The organism is Cytobacillus oceanisediminis 2691 (assembly GCF_000294775.2).
In the GTDB taxonomy this organism is placed as follows: Bacteria; Bacillota; Bacilli; order Bacillales; family Cytobacillaceae; genus Cytobacillus; species Cytobacillus pseudoceanisediminis.
The window spans coordinates 1364251-1381986 of record NZ_CP015506.1; the positions used below are offsets into that span (position 1 = coordinate 1364251).

Annotated in this window: 17 protein-coding genes; 14 read left to right on the forward strand and 3 right to left on the reverse strand. The window is 41.5% G+C overall.

The window, feature by feature from the left end:
* Position 1 precedes the first annotated feature (1 nt).
* Together A361_RS07030 and A361_RS07035 are read left to right on the forward strand one after the other, a co-directional pair.
* Complete coding sequence (locus A361_RS07030) at positions 2 to 1048, forward strand: sensor histidine kinase (RefSeq protein WP_009331416.1); 1047 nt, start codon at positions 2 to 4, stop codon at positions 1046 to 1048.
* Complete coding sequence (locus A361_RS07035; RefSeq protein ID WP_009331415.1) at positions 1045 to 1683, forward strand: response regulator transcription factor; 639 nt, start codon at positions 1045 to 1047, stop codon at positions 1681 to 1683. Before A361_RS07030 ends, A361_RS07035 begins: the two co-directional genes overlap by 4 nt.
* 192 nt (positions 1684 to 1875) lie before the next feature.
* Here the strand turns inward: A361_RS07035 and A361_RS07040 are convergent, their stop codons facing one another.
* Positions 1876 to 2388: an antibiotic biosynthesis monooxygenase family protein gene (locus A361_RS07040; protein WP_019381431.1), complete on the reverse strand. Its 513-nt coding sequence runs from the start codon at positions 2386 to 2388 to the stop codon at positions 1876 to 1878.
* Between the two features lie 304 nt (positions 2389 to 2692).
* Between A361_RS07040 and hemE the strand changes: the two genes are divergently transcribed.
* The 5 genes from hemE (at position 2693) to A361_RS07065 (ending at position 9196) form a co-directional block, all read left to right on the forward strand.
* Complete coding sequence (gene hemE, locus A361_RS07045) at positions 2693 to 3739, forward strand: uroporphyrinogen decarboxylase (protein ID WP_019381432.1); 1047 nt, start codon at positions 2693 to 2695, stop codon at positions 3737 to 3739.
* 126 nt (positions 3740 to 3865) lie between these two features.
* Entirely contained in the window at positions 3866 to 4798 is a 933-nt protein-coding gene (gene hemH, locus A361_RS07050; RefSeq protein ID WP_019381433.1) for a ferrochelatase, read from the forward strand.
* A gap of 30 nt (positions 4799 to 4828) precedes the next feature.
* Entirely contained in the window at positions 4829 to 6268 is a 1440-nt protein-coding gene (hemY, locus tag A361_RS07055) for a protoporphyrinogen oxidase (protein ID WP_019381434.1), read from the forward strand.
* A 113-nt stretch (positions 6269 to 6381) separates the two neighbouring features.
* On the forward strand, positions 6382 to 6954 hold the full coding sequence (locus A361_RS07060; protein WP_009331405.1) for a TetR/AcrR family transcriptional regulator: 573 nt from the start codon (positions 6382 to 6384) through the stop codon (positions 6952 to 6954).
* A 73-nt stretch (positions 6955 to 7027) separates the two neighbouring features.
* Positions 7028 to 9196 (forward strand): YhgE/Pip domain-containing protein, encoded by a 2169-nt coding sequence (locus A361_RS07065; RefSeq protein WP_019381435.1) that lies wholly within the window; start codon positions 7028 to 7030, stop codon positions 9194 to 9196.
* Positions 9197 to 9248: 52 nt separating this feature from the next.
* On the opposite strand, the gene yhfH is transcribed toward A361_RS07065, so the two are convergent.
* Positions 9249 to 9383, reverse strand: coding sequence for a protein YhfH (yhfH, locus tag A361_RS29130; protein WP_019381436.1), 135 nt, complete (start codon positions 9381 to 9383; stop codon positions 9249 to 9251).
* A gap of 227 nt (positions 9384 to 9610) precedes the next feature.
* Between yhfH and A361_RS07070 the strand changes: the two genes are divergently transcribed.
* The 7 genes from A361_RS07070 to A361_RS07100 all read left to right on the forward strand — a co-directional run bounded on the left by A361_RS07070 (position 9611) and on the right by A361_RS07100 (position 17060).
* A complete protein-coding gene (locus A361_RS07070; RefSeq protein ID WP_009331399.1) occupies positions 9611 to 10345 on the forward strand; it encodes an MBL fold metallo-hydrolase in 735 nt (244 codons plus the stop codon).
* A 12-nt stretch (positions 10346 to 10357) separates the two neighbouring features.
* Positions 10358 to 11347 carry a lipoate--protein ligase gene (locus A361_RS07075; RefSeq protein ID WP_009331397.1) on the forward strand — a complete coding sequence of 330 codons (990 nt, stop codon included), beginning with the start codon at positions 10358 to 10360 and terminating at the stop codon, positions 11345 to 11347.
* 204 nt (positions 11348 to 11551) lie between these two features.
* Complete coding sequence (locus A361_RS07080) at positions 11552 to 13108, forward strand: fatty acid--CoA ligase family protein (protein WP_019381438.1); 1557 nt, start codon at positions 11552 to 11554, stop codon at positions 13106 to 13108.
* Positions 13109 to 13234: 126 nt separating this feature from the next.
* Entirely contained in the window at positions 13235 to 14011 is a 777-nt protein-coding gene (locus tag A361_RS07085) for an enoyl-CoA hydratase-related protein (RefSeq protein WP_009331393.1), read from the forward strand.
* Positions 14012 to 14202: 191 nt separating this feature from the next.
* Positions 14203 to 15213: an ABC transporter substrate-binding protein gene (locus A361_RS07090; protein ID WP_019381439.1), complete on the forward strand. Its 1011-nt coding sequence runs from the start codon at positions 14203 to 14205 to the stop codon at positions 15211 to 15213.
* Positions 15214 to 15268: 55 nt separating this feature from the next.
* Entirely contained in the window at positions 15269 to 16291 is a 1023-nt protein-coding gene (locus A361_RS07095; RefSeq protein ID WP_019381440.1) for an ABC transporter permease, read from the forward strand.
* Positions 16266 to 17060, forward strand: coding sequence for an ABC transporter ATP-binding protein (locus A361_RS07100; protein WP_019381441.1), 795 nt, complete (start codon positions 16266 to 16268; stop codon positions 17058 to 17060). The genes A361_RS07095 and A361_RS07100 overlap by 26 nt, the downstream gene beginning before the upstream one ends.
* A 99-nt stretch (positions 17061 to 17159) precedes the next feature.
* Here A361_RS07100 and A361_RS07105 read toward each other — a convergent pair whose 3' ends face one another.
* Positions 17160 to 17711, reverse strand: a complete 552-nt coding sequence (locus A361_RS07105; protein ID WP_009331386.1) for a helix-turn-helix domain-containing protein — start codon at positions 17709 to 17711, stop codon at positions 17160 to 17162.
* Between the last annotated feature and the right edge of the window lie 25 nt (positions 17712 to 17736).

A 17736-nucleotide genomic window follows, 5' to 3' on the forward strand; every position in this document is an offset into this window, starting at 1 on the left:
TATGATGAGAAAAACCGGGATCAGGTATTGGTTTGTACAGAGTTTTATTATGATGGCCATTATAAGTTCATTAATCTTTTTTGTCGGATTACAGGTGTATCTATTTTATAATCCTGAATCGCCAATGACGATAAAGAGCACCTTCTCGCTTTTTTTGTATGCTTTAACCATTTTACTTCTTACAGGAGCCTACTTTGGACTTAAGGGCAGCTACTTAATTAAAGGCAGGCTCGGTGATATTTTATTATTTGTTTCAACATTAAGGAGCGGCAAGTATGCTGATCGGATGGAATCCTATGAAAAAGATGAGATAGGGTTAATTTCAGATGAACTGAATCAGCTGGCGGAAAATATCCAGGAGCAAGTTTTTTCCATGCAGCGGCTAGCTGATGAAAAGTCTATCCTGGCACAAACAGCCCATTCAGCTGCTGTGATGGAAGAGAGACAGCGCCTGGCAAGGGATCTGCATGATGTAGTGAGCCAGCAGCTTTTCGCTTTGAGTATGATGTCTTCAGCTGCCCTAAGAGTTTTCGATTTAGATAGCGACAAAGCAAGAGAGCAGTTAAATGAAATCTCTCAAATCGCTGCGAAAGCGCAGGGGGAAATGAGGGCGCTTCTTCTCCATTTGAGACCCGTGCAGCTGAGTGATGACAGGCTATGCGATGGAATTATTAAGCTGATACAGGAGTTAAAGGCAAAGACAAACATCGATTTTAATGCAAGCATTGATGAGATTGAAAATCTTTCAAAAGCAGCGGAAGAGCATTTGTTTCGGATTGTGCAGGAAGCCCTGTCCAATGTACTCCGCCATGCTGATGCAGGGAATATAAAAATAACCTTAACGGAAGAAGAAGATTACATTTATCTTTTTATTGCTGATAATGGAAAAGGCTTTAATCCTCATAAAGAGAGGATCACCTCCTATGGGCTGAAGACAATGAGGGAACGCTGTGAAGAAGTTGGAGGAATATTCAAAATACGTTCTAAGAAAAATGAAGGAACCTATATAGATATTAAAATTCCGGCAAAAGGGGAGAGGTTGAAATGATCAGTGTTGCTGTAGTGGATGATCATGAAATGGTAAGAAAAGGCATTATATCTTATTTGGCAACGGAAGCTGGAATAAAGGTAATTGGGGAAGCAGAAAGCGGAAATGAAGCTGTAAAGCTTGTACTTAATGAACGGCCGGAAATCGTTCTGATGGATCTGCTGATGGAAAATGGGAACGGAATTGAAGCCACAAGGGAGATTTTAAAAAGCTATCCTGGGTGCAAAATTATAATCATAACCAGCTATTACGATGATGAACAAGTTTTCCCGGCAATTGAAGCGGGTGCGTTCAGCTATATGCTTAAAACAGCAAATGCTGCCGAGGTTGTGAATGCAATTAAGAAAGCTGCACAAGGAGAGTCCGTTATTGAATCAAAGGTTGCGGGGAAAATGGTAAGCCGTTTTAGAGAAAAAGAAAAAAAGCCTCACGATGATTTAACTGAAAGGGAGTTTGATGTTCTGCTCTGCATTGGGGAAGGGATGACAAACCAGGAAATCAGTGAGGAATTGTTCATTGGCATCAAAACAGTCAAAACACACGTAAGCAATATCCTCAGTAAACTGGGTGTGACTGACCGTACTCAGGCAGCAGTTTATGCCAATCGAAATGGCATAATTAAAAGACAGGCATAGAGAAGGATGAGCTGCTGCAGCTCATCCTTTATTAAATTAAAAGAATGTATGAATTCTTAAGTTAGATAATTGTCTAGCTCCAGCGCCTACCCCCTCGAGGTCACAAGCCAATCCTCCCAAAAAGGCAAAGGACGCCTTTCCGGAAGGCTCGTCTTGTGCTTGTAGGGGGTGGGCTAGGCGCTTCCGCTTTTCTTATTTCTCTTCTTCAGGGATATAATATTGGGTCACATATGAAGGGCTGGAGAATATATTCGGTGTCTTATCGATGCCGCTTTCCGTCCCGCGTTTTTCATGTGCTTTTTCATATGCATTGGAATTCTGCCAGTTCTTAAAGGATTTTTCATCCTTCCATAGTGTTAGAATGATATATGTGTTTGATTCAAGTGGCCGCAGAACCCGGATGGCCGTAAATCCCGGTTCATTTTCAATAAGTCCTGCCCTGTTTTTAAACCGGTGCTCAAAAAGCGGCCTGCCTTCATCTGTAACAGGTATATTATTCAGAACTGCAAATCCTGCATCATTGAATGTACCGGAAGAATCAATTACTTCATAGGAACGAGGTTCTTTAAAGATGGAGGCTCCTGCTGTTTCATGGATTAATAAGGCACTCTCAGTATTCTGCATTGCAACCATGTTTTCATTGGAATGCTTTTTTTCAATTTTTTTCAAATAATCGTAAGTTCCTCTTGCCATATATATCTTCATTTTTTCTCACTCCACTTGGAAAAGTTTATAGTGTTTTTTGAAAGTCATTTCAGTGAAAATATCATGCTGTTAAACATTTCATTCATTAATTGAAAAATTTTATGAGCTAATATCCTTACAATCTTTAATTTTCCCTTATTTAGATAGTTAAAAACGTCAATTTTTTGACATTTGCCCTTCAAATCTATACAAAAACAGAGAAAAAAGGATATAGTCATAAAGGATAGATACTGGCGATTTCTAATTTTGGTATATATATATTACAATAATACGCAGACAAGTCTTGAAAGGTGGATAAAATTTAATGACGAACTCATTTAACGATACATTTCTGAAGGCAGCAAGGGGGGAACAGACAGATTATGTTCCTGTTTGGTATATGCGCCAGGCTGGCCGTTCGCAGCCGGAATATAGAGCGATAAAAGAAAAATACTCCCTATTTGAAATTACACACCAGCCTGAGCTTTGTGCCTATGTTACTAGGCTGCCAGTAGAGCAATATAACAATGATGCTGCCATTCTTTATAAAGATATTATGTCACCTCTTCCTGCCCTGGGGGTTGATGTGGAAATTAAATCAGGAATCGGCCCTGTTATTTCAAATCCTATCCGTTCCATAGCGGATGTAGAAAAGCTTGGGGAAATCAATCCGGAAGAGGACGTTCCATATGTCCTGGAGACTATTAAGCTTCTTACTCAAGAGCAGTTGACTGTGCCTCTAATCGGTTTTGCAGGGGCTCCATTTACTATTGCCAGCTATATGATTGAAGGCGGACCATCTAAGAATTACAACAAAACGAAAGCATTCATGTATGCAGAACCTAAAGCCTGGTTTGCTTTAATGGATAAACTTGGGGAAATGACTATTACATATGTGAAATCCCAGGTCAAAGCAGGTGCGAAAGCTATCCAGATTTTCGATTCATGGGTTGGCGCCTTAAATGTGGAGGATTACCGCTATTTTATTAAGCCTGTAATGAATCGTATTTTCTCTGCCTTAAAAGAAGAGAATGTTCCGTTGATCATGTTCGGTGTAGGCGCAAGCCACCTGGCATTGGAGTGGCATGATCTGCCGCTTGATGTAGTTGGGCTGGATTGGAGACTTCCGATTCAGGAAGCAAGGGCAAAAGGCATCACCAAAACAGTCCAGGGCAATCTTGATCCGGCTATTCTCCTTGCACCATGGGAGGTTATAGAGGAAAAAGCAAAAGCTATTCTCGATCAAGGAATGGCCCAGCCTGGTTATATATTTAATCTTGGGCATGGTGTTTTCCCGGAGGTTAATCCGGACACATTAAAGAAATTAACTGCTTTTATTCATGAGTACTCTGCTTCCAAACTAAACAAGTAACCTTTAGGACAGCTTTGAGCAATGTCTGGTAAACCGATTGGCACATTGCTTGAGCATTAGTTTTGGTAATCAATTTAATTTTTGGCACAATAAGGACTGGATACAAAACTATTTGAGGTGGAAGACATGGGTAAAAAGACAGTTGGTTTACTTGTAATGGCTTATGGAACTCCCTATAAGGAAGAAGACATTGAGCGTTACTATACACATATCCGCAGGGGAAGAAAGCCTTCTGAGGAAATGCTTGAAGATTTAAGAAGCAGATATGAAGCGATTGGCGGAATATCACCGCTTGCAGAAATTACTAAAGATCAGGCTGAAAAACTTGAACAGCATTTAAATGAAATTCAGGACGATTATGAATTCAAAATGTATTTAGGATTAAAACATATTGAACCTTTCGTAGAAGATGCAGTTAGACAAATGCATGAGGATGGGATTGAAGAGGCTGTCAGCATTGTTCTTGCACCTCATTTCTCAACCTTTAGTGTAAAATCATATAACGGCAGAGCCAAAGAAGAGGCTGAAAAGCTTGGCGGTCCTGTTATAAAATCAGTTGAAAGCTGGTATAAAGAGCCTAAGTTTATCAAATATTGGGCTGATCGTGTAAAGGAAACATTCGATAAAATGCCTGCTGAAGAAAAAGATTCAGCTGTGTTAATTGTTTCTGCACACAGTTTGCCGGAAAAGATTCTGAAATCAGGGGATCCATATCCGCATCAGCTGCAGGAAACAGCTGACCTGATTGCCGTACAGGCTGGCGTCAAAAACTATGCCGTTGGCTGGCAAAGTGCAGGAAACACACCTGAACCATGGCTTGGTCCTGATGTGCAGGATTTGACAAGGGACCTTTATGAAAACAAGAGCTACAAGGCATTTGTGTATGCTCCTGTCGGCTTTGTTTCAGATCATCTTGAAGTGCTGTACGACAATGACTATGAATGCAAAGTTGTCACTGATGAGCTTGGTGCAAGCTATTACCGTCCAGAAATGCCAAATTCACAGCCAGAGTTTATTGATGCGATGTCTGATGCCATTTTTAAGTTGCTGAATAGATAAGCAAAAAATTAGAAAAGAAGGCGATTTACCGTGCAGGGAGAGAGACAGAAAGTTGTTGTTGCCGGAGGGGGAATTACTGGTCTTGCTGCAGCTTACTATCTGCAGAAGGAAGCCAAAGAAAAAGGAATGGCCCTGGATGTAAAGCTCATAGAAGCTTCACATCGTCTTGGCGGCAAGATTCAAACAATAACACGAGACGGTTTTGTGATCGAAAGAGGACCAGATTCCTTTCTGGCCCGTAAACAAAGTGCGTCCCGGCTTGCCAAGGAAGCAGGGCTGGAAAAAGAGCTTGTGAGAAATACATCCGGTAAGTCCTATGTTCTTGTAAGACAGCGCCTATTTCCAATGCCGGGCGGATCAATCATGGGCATTCCTACACAAATTGCTCCCTTTATTACAACCGGCTTATTCTCTCCCGCAGGGAAGGCAAGAGCTGCGGCAGATTTTGTGCTGCCGCGCTCCGCTTCTTCCAATGATCAGTCACTGGGTGCCTTTTTCAGGAGAAGGCTTGGTGACGAAGTTGTCGATAATTTGATTGAACCGCTTCTTTCTGGCATTTATGCTGGCGATATTGATCAATTAAGCCTTATGGCCACCTTCCCGCAGTTTTATCAGGTTGAGCAGAAGTATAGAAGTTTAATTCTGGGAATGAAAAAGTCCACAGGCTCTCACCCGAAACAAGCCGCAAACCGCAAAAGCAAAGAAGGGATGTTCCTTACTTTCAAATCGGGGCTTCAATCGCTTGTCGATGCCCTAGAGAGCAAGCTTGAACCTGGAACTGTACTAAAAGGCCATCGAATTGAATCGATCAAGAAGACTGGCAGAAGCTATACAGTTGAAATGAATGGCGGAGAAAACCTTCAGGCAGATTGCATGGTTATGGCTGTTCCCCACCATGCTCTGTGCAGCATTTTCTCTGGCTGGGGACTTTTTGGGCAGTTCAAAGACATGCCTTCCACTTCTGTGGCAACTGTAGCGCTGGCTTTTCCTGAGCAATCGATTGAGAGGGATATTGACGGAACCGGTTTTGTTGTTTCACGCCATAGTGATTACACCATTACTGCATGTACCTGGACACATAAGAAATGGCCTCATTCGACCCCAAAAGGAAAAGTGCTTCTGCGCTGTTACGTTGGCAAAGCCGGTGATGAAGCAGTGGTGGATCTGTCAGATGACCAAATTGTTAAAGTTGTACTTGATGATTTAAATAAAACAATGAATATTAAAATGAATCCGGACTTTGTTTATGTAACAAGATGGAAGGATTCAATGCCGCAGTATACTGTAGGACATAAAGAACGCGTCGGGCTGGCAAAGAAACAGGCACAGGAAAAGCTGCCGGGCATTTTTCTGGCAGGAAGTTCATTTGAAGGTCTTGGCGTTCCTGACTGCATAGATCAGGCAGAAGAGGCAGTTCGAAATGCAGTTGAATACTTGCAAAGCAACAAGCAAAAAGCTGTCCGTGTGTGACAGCTTTTTATATTGGATCATTTCAGCTTGCTTTTTCATTTAGAGTATGGTAAATTTCTTTTTGTACTAATGACCAAATTGTTCATTTAGTCATTTTCTAAAGAGGTGAGTTCATGTCAGCAGATCGGAAACAGCAAATTATTGAGGCTGCCACTAAATCATTTTCTCTATTTGGATATAAAGCAACCACTATGGATCAAGTTGCAAAGCTTGCAAATGTTGGAAAAGGCACTATTTATAATTTCTTTAAAAATAAAGAAGAGCTGTTTGATGAAATTATCCATACGCTCATTATGGAAATGAAAAGCGCAGCTGATGAAGCGCTTGATCCTTCTTTGCCCTTTCATAAAAATGTTCATCGGGGTTTGTATAAAATACTTGAATTCCGCATGAAGCATCAGCTGACAATCAAGCTTTTCCAGGAAGCAAAGGAAATGGGAACTCCTGCTGTTACAGATGTAATTGGGAAAGTAGAGGATGCGATATTAAGTTATTTAAAAGACAAAGTCACACAAGCGATTGAAAAAGGAGAAATCCGGAAATGCGATCCGGAACTGACATCTTTTGTGATGCTGAAGCTTTATATTGCTCTCATATTTGATTGGGAGCAGCGTCATGAACCTTTGGAAAAAGAAAAAATAGCTATGCTGTTTGAACAATACATTATGAAAGGATTATCGAACTAGATAGTCCTCTATTTTTTCAGAGAAATGACCGAATGGGGAAATTAGTCATTAAGTTATTACGGAGGGATTTACGGTGAGAAACAAACTTTTCTTGAAGGAGTTTTCAGCAATCTTAAAAAACAAAAAACTGCTGATTCCTATTATCGCAGTAGTGTTTATTCCTATTTTATACAGCGGAATGTTTCTTTGGGCATTTTGGGATCCATACGATCATTTAGATGATCTGCCTGTTGCTATCGTTAATGAGGATGCAGGTGCTGCATTTGAAGATAATGAATTGCATCTGGGCGATGATCTTGTTGATAAATTAAAGGAAAGCAAGGACTTTAATTTTCAATTTGTTGATAAAGAGGAAGCATATAAAGATCTAAATGATCAGCAATATTATATGCTTGTTGAAATCCCTAAGGATTTTTCCAAGAATGCAACCACTCTCCTGGAAGACAATCCGCAGAAAATGAACCTGATTTACGTTCCCAATGAGAGCTACAATTTTTTATCAGCTCAAATTGGCGGAACAGCTGTAGAAAAAATTAAAGCGTCTCTGTCAGAAAAAGTGACTGAAACTTATGCTGAAACGATGTTCGATAAGGTAGGGGAACTGGCAGATGGCATTGGACAGGCAAGTGATGGGGCCCTTCAAATCAGTGAAGGAGCTGCAGATTTAAAGGATGGTTCTGACACGCTGCATGAGAAGCTGGCGCTTTTAGCCGATAAATCCATTGAGTTCAATAATGGTGTAAGCTCAGCAAGAAAAGGTTCAGAAGAAATGACAGAAGGAGCTAAATCCCTTTCAGAAGGTTTAGGGAAATTAGCTGAAGGCCAATCAGAATTAAGTAAAGCTTCTGATCAGCTGGAATCTGGAAGTCAAAAGCTGTCAGCAGGTGTTACACAAACAAAAGCAGGGATTGTTACAATAAAGGAAAAACTTCCTGTTATGATTGATGGAACCGAGCAGGTGGAAAATGGAGCGAAAACCTTATCTTCATCTCTGGAACAATGGCAAACGGAGGCACAAAAACTCAGTGGAGGCACTGCTCTTTTAGAGCAAAAGCTGCAGGGCTTTATATCGCAGCTTCCTGATGGATCTCCTGAAAAAGCTGAGCTTCAGACTGTGCTTGCCCAGCTGAAGGCTGGATCAGCCCAGCTTGCTGAGTCAGCTGGTAAACTATCTGCGGGAGGAGCCGAATTATCCCAAAAAATGGGGCAGCTAAATGAAGGACAGCTGCAGCTCCAGCAGGGAATAAATCAGCTTGCCCAAGGGGCATCCGATCTGGAAACTGGTTCTCAGCAGCTTGTACAGGGACATAAAGATTTCGGTGCTGGAATGGAAACATTTGCTCAGAAATTTGGTGAAGCCCAAGCCGGAGCAGACAGGCTAGCAGGCGGTGCAGCAGATTTGTCAGGAGGTCTTGGCAAACTGACCCAAGGTTCAGCTGCATTTGCAGATGGCACAAAGCAGCTTGAAGATGGCGCAGGCAAAGTAGCCGAAGGTAATGCACAAATCTATGAAGGATCTGCTGAGTTAGCAAATAAATTAGCGGATGGCGCTGAAAATGCCTCATCTGTAAATGCCAGCGATAAAACTTATAATATGATGGCAAATCCGGTAGAAATAGATAACGAGAAGATAACAGAAGTTCCTAACTATGGTACTGGGTTCGCGCCTTATTTTCTGTCTCTTGGCCTTTTCGTAGGTGCTCTGCTTCTTTCTATTGTATTCCCGCTTCGTGAACCGGCTGGTGTTCCACGGTCAGGATTTAGCTGGTTTGCAAGCAAGTTTGGGATTCTTGCTGGAATAGGCATTATTCAGGGTCTCATTGCAGCCTTGATTCTATTGCTGGGACTTGGCCTGGAAGTGCAGAGTGTACCTTTGTTTCTTCTGTTTACCATCATAACCAGCATTACGTTCATCGCGCTTATTCAATTTTTTGTCACCGTAATGGGTGATCCTGGCAGGTTTGCTGCAATTATCATATTAATTCTCCAGCTGACAACAAGTGCTGGTACTTTCCCGCTTGAGCTGATTCCTAATGCACTTCAGCCAATCAGTTCATACTTGCCTATGACCTATTCCGTTTCCGGACTAAAGGCTGTCATTTCTAGCGGGAATTTTGATTTCATGTGGGAGAATGCAGTCATTCTATTGAGTTTCGCTGCCCTGTTCATTGCAGGAACCTTTGTTTACTTTACTGCAATGCACAAGAAAAGATTTGCAGCTGCTGCAGGGCAGGCTGATTGATTATAAGTAAAAAACAAAGCCAGCCCACAGGGCTGGCTTTTAATATATTATTCTATAAATCTGTTATTCCCATGCATTCATCACACTTGTTTCCGTAGCATTCATGCTGCTCTTCGATCGACTTCCCGCATTCTGAACATTGTTTTGCCGGCAGGTTTCTGAAAAACTCCATAATGTTTTGAATCATGTTGAAGCCTCCTGATTTGTAATATTGTTCTAAATAATTTGATTATTTAAGTTTATTGTATTATAACAGTATCTTTGTGTCAACTTCTGTTTCAATACAATATTAAAAAAGTGAAAAAATAGGCATAATCGAGTATATTGGACATAGTAAAGATGGGCCTTTCCCTGAGAGTTTGGTTATCAGTCATAGCGTAGGAACTTACGCTTTTTTAATAAGGAGGAAACGTGATGAAGTTAACTGTAATTGGGAGCTGGGGCGGTTATCCTAAAGCTGATGGGGCGAGTTCAGGGTATTTGCTGGAGCATGATGGGTTTCATTTGCTGATCGACTGCGGAAGCGGCGTACTTTCAAAAATGCAGAATTTTTTTCAGCCAGAAGAATTGGATGCAGTGATTATCTCGCATTACCATCCAGATCACATTGCGGATATAGGGGTTCTGCAGCATGCCAGGCTCATTCAGAGTTTTTTAGGCAGGAAAACAGATACCCTCCCGATCTATGGTCATTCTCTTGATCAGTATGAATTTGCCAAATTTACATACAAGGATATCACAAAAGGAGTCTGCTATGATCCTGATGGCACTCTCTTTGCAGGGCCGTTTCAAATTCGCTTTTTAAAGACTAATCACCCTGTGCCTTGCTATGCAATGAGAATTGAAGCAGACGGCAAAACGCTTATTTATACGGCTGATACGTCATATAAAGAAGAGCTGGCAGCATTTAGCGAAAATGCTGATTTATTAGTTTGCGAATGCAATTTTTACGGTCATCAAAATGGAAAAAATGCTGGGCATATGACAAGCTTGGATGCTGGAACATTGGCCAGCAAAGCAAAGGTGAAAAATTTGCTGCTGACTCATTTGCCTCATTATGGTGAACTGCGAAAGCTGAAGGAAGAGGCTTCAACAAAATATACCGGTCCTATTTCTATTGCGGATTATCAATGGTCCCATACTTTTTGAGGAGGAACACAGATGCTTTTTATTGACAACCAGGGAATCACAGATCCCAGAATTAACCTTGCTATTGAGGAATATGCACTAAAGAATCTTGATATTGAAGAAACCTATTTGCTTTTTTATATTAATGAACCTTCCATTATTATTGGAAAAAACCAGAATACAGTTGAAGAGATTAATACTGAATATGTCGAGAACAATGGTATCCATGTGGTCAGAAGGCTTTCTGGCGGCGGGGCTGTTTATCATGATTTAGGCAATCTCAACTTCAGCTTTATCACAAAAGATGATGGAGAAAGCTTCCACAACTTCCAAAAGTTTACCGAGCCGGTTGTAGAAGCTTTGCAGAAGCTTGGTGTTAATGCTGAATTGAGCGGGCGAAATGACCTGATGGCAGAAGGCAGAAAGATATCCGGGAATGCCCAGTTTTCTACCAAAGGCAGAATGTTTAGCCATGGTACCCTCTTGTTTGATTCCGAAATAGAAAATGTCGTTTCGGCATTAAAGGTAAAGAAAGATAAAATTGAATCGAAAGGCATTAAGTCTATTCGAAGCCGTGTTGCTAATATCTCAGAGTTCCTGGATAAAAAAATCACAATTCAAGAATTTCGCACTTTGCTGCTTAAGAATATTTTTGGTGATTTAGATGAAATTGCAGAGTACAGGCTTACGAATGATGATTGGGAAAAAATTCATCAGCTGTCCAAGGAGCGCTATCAAAACTGGGATTGGAATTATGGAAAATCACCCAAATTTGATCTTCAGCACTCGCATCGTTTCCCAGTGGGGCAAATTGATATTAGACTTAACGTCACAAAAGGGAAAATTGAGGAATGTAAAATTTACGGAGACTTCTTTGGGGTTGGAGATGTAAGCGAAATTGAAAGCAAGCTTACAGGAATTCGCTATGAAAAGTCAGAGATTGAAAATGCCCTTGAAGGAGTGGACATTAAGCATTACTTCGGAAATGTGACAAAGACCGAATTTATCAACCTGGTTTATTAATGGGATCATTTATTGGAAAGCTGGCATTATGCCGGCTTTTCTTATATTTATATAAAGTTTTGCGAAAGGCAGTCCTCTATAAAAAAGAAATTGTGAACAATTCGCTTTCCTACTTGAATACAAAACTTTCTTTCAATATAATATATTTAGAAAATTTATTTAATAAAAATGAATGACTATTCATTCATTACAGGGGGAGTGTAAATGAATTTAACAGAGCAGCTGCATGAAACGGCGATCAAAATGGGCAATAAGACTGCCTATTATTTTATGGACCAGTCCAGTACATATGGGGAGCTTGATGGTGCTGTGACTAAATTTGCGGATGGGCTCTCAAAGCTGGGAGTGAAAAAAGGAGATCATATTGCTCTTTTACTTGGGAATTCGCCGCATTTTGTCATCGGCCTGCATGGAGCACTGCGGCTTGGAGCAACTGTTATACCGATCAACCCAATTTATACACCGGATGAAATTGGCTACATTGTTAATAATGGTGATGTAAAAGCGCTTGTTACGCTTGACCTGTTAGTGCCTTTGATTGAGAAGATGCATCAGGCTCTTCCAAGAGTGGAGAACTTTATTATTTGTGAAACCCCGCAGGGACAGGCTTCAAAAGCGGATCCGTCTGCATTATCAGCTTTCTCAAAAATGAAATCGTTTACACAAGTGATAGCTTCAGGAGATTTGGATTTTAAAGGCCCTGAGCTCAAAGATGATGAAACAGCCGTTATCCTATATACATCCGGTACGACAGGCAAGCCGAAGGGTGCCATGCTGACACATAAAAACCTCTACTGCAATGCAAAGGATGTCAGCGACTATTTACACATGAACGAAAATGACCGGGTTATCACTACTTTGCCTATGTTTCATGTCTTCTGTTTAACGGTTGCTCTCAATGCACCGCTGATGAATGGGGCTACTATTTTAATAGATCCAAAATTCAGCCCGAAAGAAATATTTAGACTCGCTAAAAAATATGAACCTACTGTTTTTGCCGGCGTTCCGACCATGTACAATTTCCTTCTTCAGTTTGATGATGGAAATACGGAAGATCTGAAATCGTTAAGGCTTTGCATTTCGGGCGGTGCTGCCATGCCTGTTGCACTTCTTCATGGCTTTGAAAAAAAATTCAATGTCATTGTCTCAGAAGGATATGGTCTTTCAGAAGCTTCTCCGGTTACCTGCTTCAATCCGCTTGATAAGCCGCGGAAAGCAGGCTCAATCGGGCAATCCATTATGAACGTTGAGAATAAGGTCGTAAATGAACTGGGAGAGGAAGTTTCCGTTGGCGAAGTAGGTGAACTGATTGTGCGCGGGCCCAACGTGATGAAAGGCTACTACAAGCTGCCGGAAGAAACCGCGGCAACTTTTCGCGATGGCTGGCTTTATACAGGAGACCTCGCAAAAAAGGATGAGGAAGGTTATTTTTATATCGTTGACCGTAAAAAGGACCTTATTTTAGTCGGCGGATATAATGTGTACCCGCGGGAAGTTGAAGAGGTGCTCTATAATCACGAGGATGTAGTTGAAGTTGCTGTATTGGGTGTGCCTGACCCAAATCTGGGTGAAGCGGTGAGATGCTATGTTGTAACTAAAAATCCTCAGCTGACAGAAGAACTGCTGCTTGCATACTGTGCTGAGCATCTGGCTAAATATAAAGTGCCGTCATCGATCGAGTTTTTAGAAGAACTGCCAAAGAACACAACTGGTAAAATTTTGAGGAGAGCATTGAAGAATCAGGTTCTACAGACTAAATAGGATTTTATGGACAGGCATGGGATGTGTCTGTCCTTTTCTATTCCCATTTCAAATTGACTAAATTTGAAAGGGTTTTCACGAAATTTATCGAATTATTAGATAGTACTTGAAAGAGGAGAGATACATATGAGTTCTATTGCAGTCGAAACAAAAGGTCATATTGCGGTCGTAACGATTAACCGCCCTGATGCATTGAATGCTTTTAATTTTGATACTTTATCGGAGCTTCAGGAATCAGTTGAAAAGCTGCGCACCAGCCCTGATGTGCGTGCAGTGATTTTTACAGGGGCTGGAGAAAAAGCATTCAGTGTTGGTGCAGACTTAAAAGAGCGCAGGACACTATCAGAAGAGCAAGTCCGCAGAAATATATATAAAATAGGTGAGGTATTCTCACTAGTTGATCAGCTTCCGCAGCCTACTATTGCTGCTATTAACGGTTTTGCCTTCGGGGGCGGGATGGAGTTAGCTCTATCCTGCGATTTCCGCATCGCCGTTTCAGGCACTTTAATGGGACTTACAGAAACAAGTTTGGCCATAATACCAGGGGCAGGCGGCACTCAAAGACTTCCAAGATTGATAGGCCAGGCCAAAGCCCTGGAATTAATTTTGACGGCTAAAAGGCTTACTTCTGAAAAAGCGCTTGAATACGGCATCCTTACAAAAGTGACTGAAAAAGATAATCTCTTAAATGATTGCTTTGAATTTGCCGGACAAATGCTTAATAACGGCCCGCTTGCCCTGCAGCAGGCTAAATTTGCTGTAAAACATGGCATGGGTGTCGATTTGCAGACTGGGCTGCAGATTGAAAGGAAGGCATATGAAGTAATTATCCCAACAGAAGATAGAGTTGAAGCTCTTGCAGCATTTGCTGAAAAAAGAAAACCGGAGTTTAAAGGGAAATAAAATGAATAAGCGGGTAATGGGACACGGCAATATTTGGCTGTGTCCTTTCTATTAAAATAATAAATTTTTAGAAAATTATTAAAAAATATCTTGAATAGTGTCGCTATTACCTATATAATTTAGTGAATGAAAGCATAAAAGCATAAAAGTGCTGAAGTGAAAAGATAGAGATAAAAGGGGGATCATCTAGTATGTTAGAGAGAATAAAATCATTTAAAGCAATAGCTGCTGCAGGTCTTATGGGAACTTTGCTTCTAAGCGGCTGCGGGAGTGAAAGTACAAATGGAGATGCAGGCTCTTCTGATAAAGAAAAGGAAGAATCATTTAATATAGGAGTTACGCAGATTGTCGAGCATCCCTCGTTAGATGCGGCACTCGATGGCTTTAAGAAGGCATTGGAGGATTCTGGTATTGAAGCAAGCTACGATGTTCAGATTGCACAAGGGGACCAGAATAATAATCAATCCATTGCCAATAATTTTGCCGGAGATGGAGTAGACCTGATCTTTGCCAACTCTACCCCCAGTGCATTAAGTGCACTGAATGCAACAAAGGATATACCAATTGTATTTACTTCAGTAACCGATCCAGTGGGTGCGCAATTAGTAAAATCAATGGATTCTCCTGAAGGAAATATAACAGGTACAACAGATACGCATCCTGATGCGATACCCAACATGGTTAAATTTATAAATGAACAGTTTGAGGCAGGCACAGTGGGTGTTATTTACAATTCTGGAGAACAAAATTCAGAGGTGCAGATTGAAAAGGTGAGGGAAGCTCTTTCAAGTACAGATATGAAATTGGCTGAAGCTACCGTATCCAATTCTTCCGAAGTGAAACAGGCTGCAGAATCTCTTGTCGGAAAAGCTGATGCCATCTATATTATTACGGATAATACTGTTGTTTCCGCTTTGGAATCTGTCATTCAGGTTTCAAACGACAATGACATCCCGCTTTTCGTGGGAGAACTGGACTCTGTTAAACGCGGGGGCTTTGCTGCTTACGGATTTGACTATGAAGATATCGGATATGAAGCTGGGGAAATGGCTGCAAAAATTTTAAAAGACGGCAAGAAGCCATCCGAACTTCCTGTCCAATATCCGCAGAATCTAAAGCTGGTAATCAATAAAAAGGCTGCAGAAGAAATGGGCATTGACTTAAAAGAGGAATGGAGCGATCTTGCTGAGTTTGTGGAGTAATACCTGTAAATAACCCACCAGCGTTTGCGCTTTTCTAATAGAAAGGGAGATTACTATGCCAACAGCGATCTTTGGTTCCATTGAGGCAGGAGCAATTTATGCCTTAATGGCATTGGGGGTTTACCTATCATTCAGAATACTGGATTTTCCCGATCTGACGGTGGATGGAAGCTTTGTAACGGGCGCATCTGTAGCAGCTGTCATGATAGTAGGAGGATACAATCCATTTTTGGCAACAATGACAGCATTGCTTGCGGGTTTTGCAGCAGGCTGCCTTACAGGCCTTCTTCATACAAAAGGAAAAATTAATGCCCTCTTGTCCGGAATATTAATGATGATCGCATTGTACTCTATCAATCTCCGGATTATGGGCAAGTCAAATGTTCCACTGCTGTCTGAGGAAACGGCTATCACAAAGCTTACAGCATTCTGGCAGGGACTTGGGATTGATCAGGCTATTCAAAGCCTGTTTGGGGCATTGGGAATGGGTTTCATCCCAAAGACCTGGGGGATTCTGATTTTAATGCTAATATTAGCCTTTGCTGCGAAAGTATTGATTGATCTTTTCTTAAAGACAGATATTGGTCTGGCTATACGTGCAACAGGCGACAATGAGACGATGATCCGAAGCTTTTCAGCTGATACAGACATCCTGAAGATAGCTGGCTTGGGCATTTCAAATGCACTTGTAGCTTTTTCTGGAGCATTAGTGGGACAGTATAACGGATTCAGTGACGTCGGAATGGGAATCGGGATGATTATCATAGGACTTGCATCCGTAATCATTGGAGAAGCAATCTTTGGCGCAAAAACTATTGTCCGAGCAACACTGGCTGTCATCGGAGGAGCCATTTTATATCGTATTATAGTCACTCTTGCATTGAGAGTTGAATTTCTTGAAACAGGAGATATGAAGCTAATCACAGCAGTAATCGTGATTGGTGCGCTGATTCTGCCAAAGCTTATTCAGCAGCAAAAAGAAAAGCAGAGAAAGCGGCGGAGATTAGCGGAAGCGAAAAAAACTAATGCCTACGGGAAAAGTGGTGAACATCTTGCTGCAATTAAATCAGATTCATAAAGTGTTTAATGAGGGAACTCCAGACGAAAAAACAGCACTTCACAGAATCGATCTTCATTTAAAGCCAGGCGACTTCATGACGGTTATTGGCAGTAATGGAGCGGGAAAATCTACTCTTATGAATATGATTTCCGGCAAATTGATTCCTGATATAGGAGAAGTGCTGGTTGATGGCACTGATGTCACTCTTGTGAAAGAACATAAAAGATCCAGGCTGATCGGACGTGTCTTCCAGGATCCGATGGCAGGAACAGCCCCTTCCATGACCATAGAAGAAAATCTTGCCATTGCTTATTCGAGAACTATGGCACGTGGCCTTCGCAAAGGAGTTTCCAAGAAACGACGCGACTTTTTCCAGGAAAAGCTGGAAATGCTGCATCTTGGATTGGAAAACAGGCTTTCAGCAAAAGTTGGACTGCTGTCAGGCGGGGAGAGGCAGGCATTATCCCTGTTGATGGCGACTTTTACAGAGCCTAAAATATTGCTTTTAGACGAACATACCGCTGCCTTGGACCCGGCTCGTGCAGAATTGATTACCAGCCTTACGAAAGAGATTGTGGAAACATATAAACTTACTACATTAATGGTGACCCACAATATGCAGCAGGCACTTGACCTGGGAAATAGGCTGATCATGATGGACAAGGGCCAGATCATTTTTGAAACAAATGAAGACCAAAAGAAAGATTTGACCGTCGAAAAACTGCTTGAAGAATTCCAAAAAATCCGTGGAGAGAAAATGAGCAGTGACAAGGCTGTATTAATCTAAAGGGAGACCGGACAAAAGGCTTTTGGCTTTGTCCGGCTTGTTTGTTTTGGAAATATTCCAGTAAAAAAACATACCGCCCGAAGCGATATGCCAACTTTTTCATGGATAATACATGACTGCCTGGTAGCGAATCAGTTCGGCTCCGATATTTTTATACGTATGCGCTTTATTTGCTGAGAATTTTATTGAATTGCCGGAGCGGACAGTGATTCGCTGGTCTCCGATCTCTATTTCAAGAGTTCCGGACATGACAGTGATATATTCTTCAACACCCTCATTATGTTTATCAGATGTATGCTGGCAGCCCGATTCAATTTCGACTGTGAAGATCTCGAATTTCTTGCGGGGGTCAAAAGGGAACACGGGATAAACCCTGTAATCGCCCATGCTCTCCATTATTGGAGTTAGAGTCTTCAATTCTATGAGTTGGACATCTGATGGTTCCTCATGAATAAGTGAGGAAAATGAAACTTGAAGGCCGCTCGCGATTTTCCAAAGCGTGGTGACAGTCGGGTTGGATTCCCCCCGCTCAATCTGTCCCAGCATCGCCTTGCTGACCCCGGTTATTTCTGCCGCTGCATCCAGGCTGTATCCTCTTGTTTTTCGAATATTCCTTAGGTTTTCCCCAATACTTTTTTGAATATTCTCCATTATATCCTCCAGGTTTATTGTGTAA

Excerpts from the sequence above, each read along its gene's own strand:
- A361_RS07105 (WP_009331386.1), bottom strand. The coding sequence starts at position 17,711 with ATGGAGAATATTCAAAAAAGTATTGGGGAAAACCTAAGGAATATTCGA.
- hemE (WP_019381432.1), top strand. The coding sequence starts at position 2,693 with ATGACGAACTCATTTAACGATACATTTCTGAAGGCAGCAAGGGGGGAA.
- A361_RS07060 (WP_009331405.1), top strand. The coding sequence starts at position 6,382 with ATGTCAGCAGATCGGAAACAGCAAATTATTGAGGCTGCCACTAAATCA.
- A361_RS07070 (WP_009331399.1), top strand. The coding sequence starts at position 9,611 with ATGAAGTTAACTGTAATTGGGAGCTGGGGCGGTTATCCTAAAGCTGAT.
- A361_RS07095 (WP_019381440.1), top strand. The coding sequence starts at position 15,269 with ATGCCAACAGCGATCTTTGGTTCCATTGAGGCAGGAGCAATTTATGCC.
- A361_RS07030 (WP_009331416.1), top strand. The coding sequence starts at position 2 with ATGATGAGAAAAACCGGGATCAGGTATTGGTTTGTACAGAGTTTTATT.
- A361_RS07090 (WP_019381439.1), top strand. The coding sequence starts at position 14,203 with ATGTTAGAGAGAATAAAATCATTTAAAGCAATAGCTGCTGCAGGTCTT.
- A361_RS07080 (WP_019381438.1), top strand. The coding sequence starts at position 11,552 with ATGAATTTAACAGAGCAGCTGCATGAAACGGCGATCAAAATGGGCAAT.
- A361_RS07035 (WP_009331415.1), top strand. The coding sequence starts at position 1,045 with ATGATCAGTGTTGCTGTAGTGGATGATCATGAAATGGTAAGAAAAGGC.
- yhfH (WP_019381436.1), bottom strand. The coding sequence starts at position 9,383 with ATGATTCAAAACATTATGGAGTTTTTCAGAAACCTGCCGGCAAAACAA.
- A361_RS07085 (WP_009331393.1), top strand. The coding sequence starts at position 13,235 with ATGAGTTCTATTGCAGTCGAAACAAAAGGTCATATTGCGGTCGTAACG.
- A361_RS07040 (WP_019381431.1), bottom strand. The coding sequence starts at position 2,388 with ATGAAGATATATATGGCAAGAGGAACTTACGATTATTTGAAAAAAATT.
- A361_RS07075 (WP_009331397.1), top strand. The coding sequence starts at position 10,358 with ATGCTTTTTATTGACAACCAGGGAATCACAGATCCCAGAATTAACCTT.
- hemH (WP_019381433.1), top strand. The coding sequence starts at position 3,866 with ATGGGTAAAAAGACAGTTGGTTTACTTGTAATGGCTTATGGAACTCCC.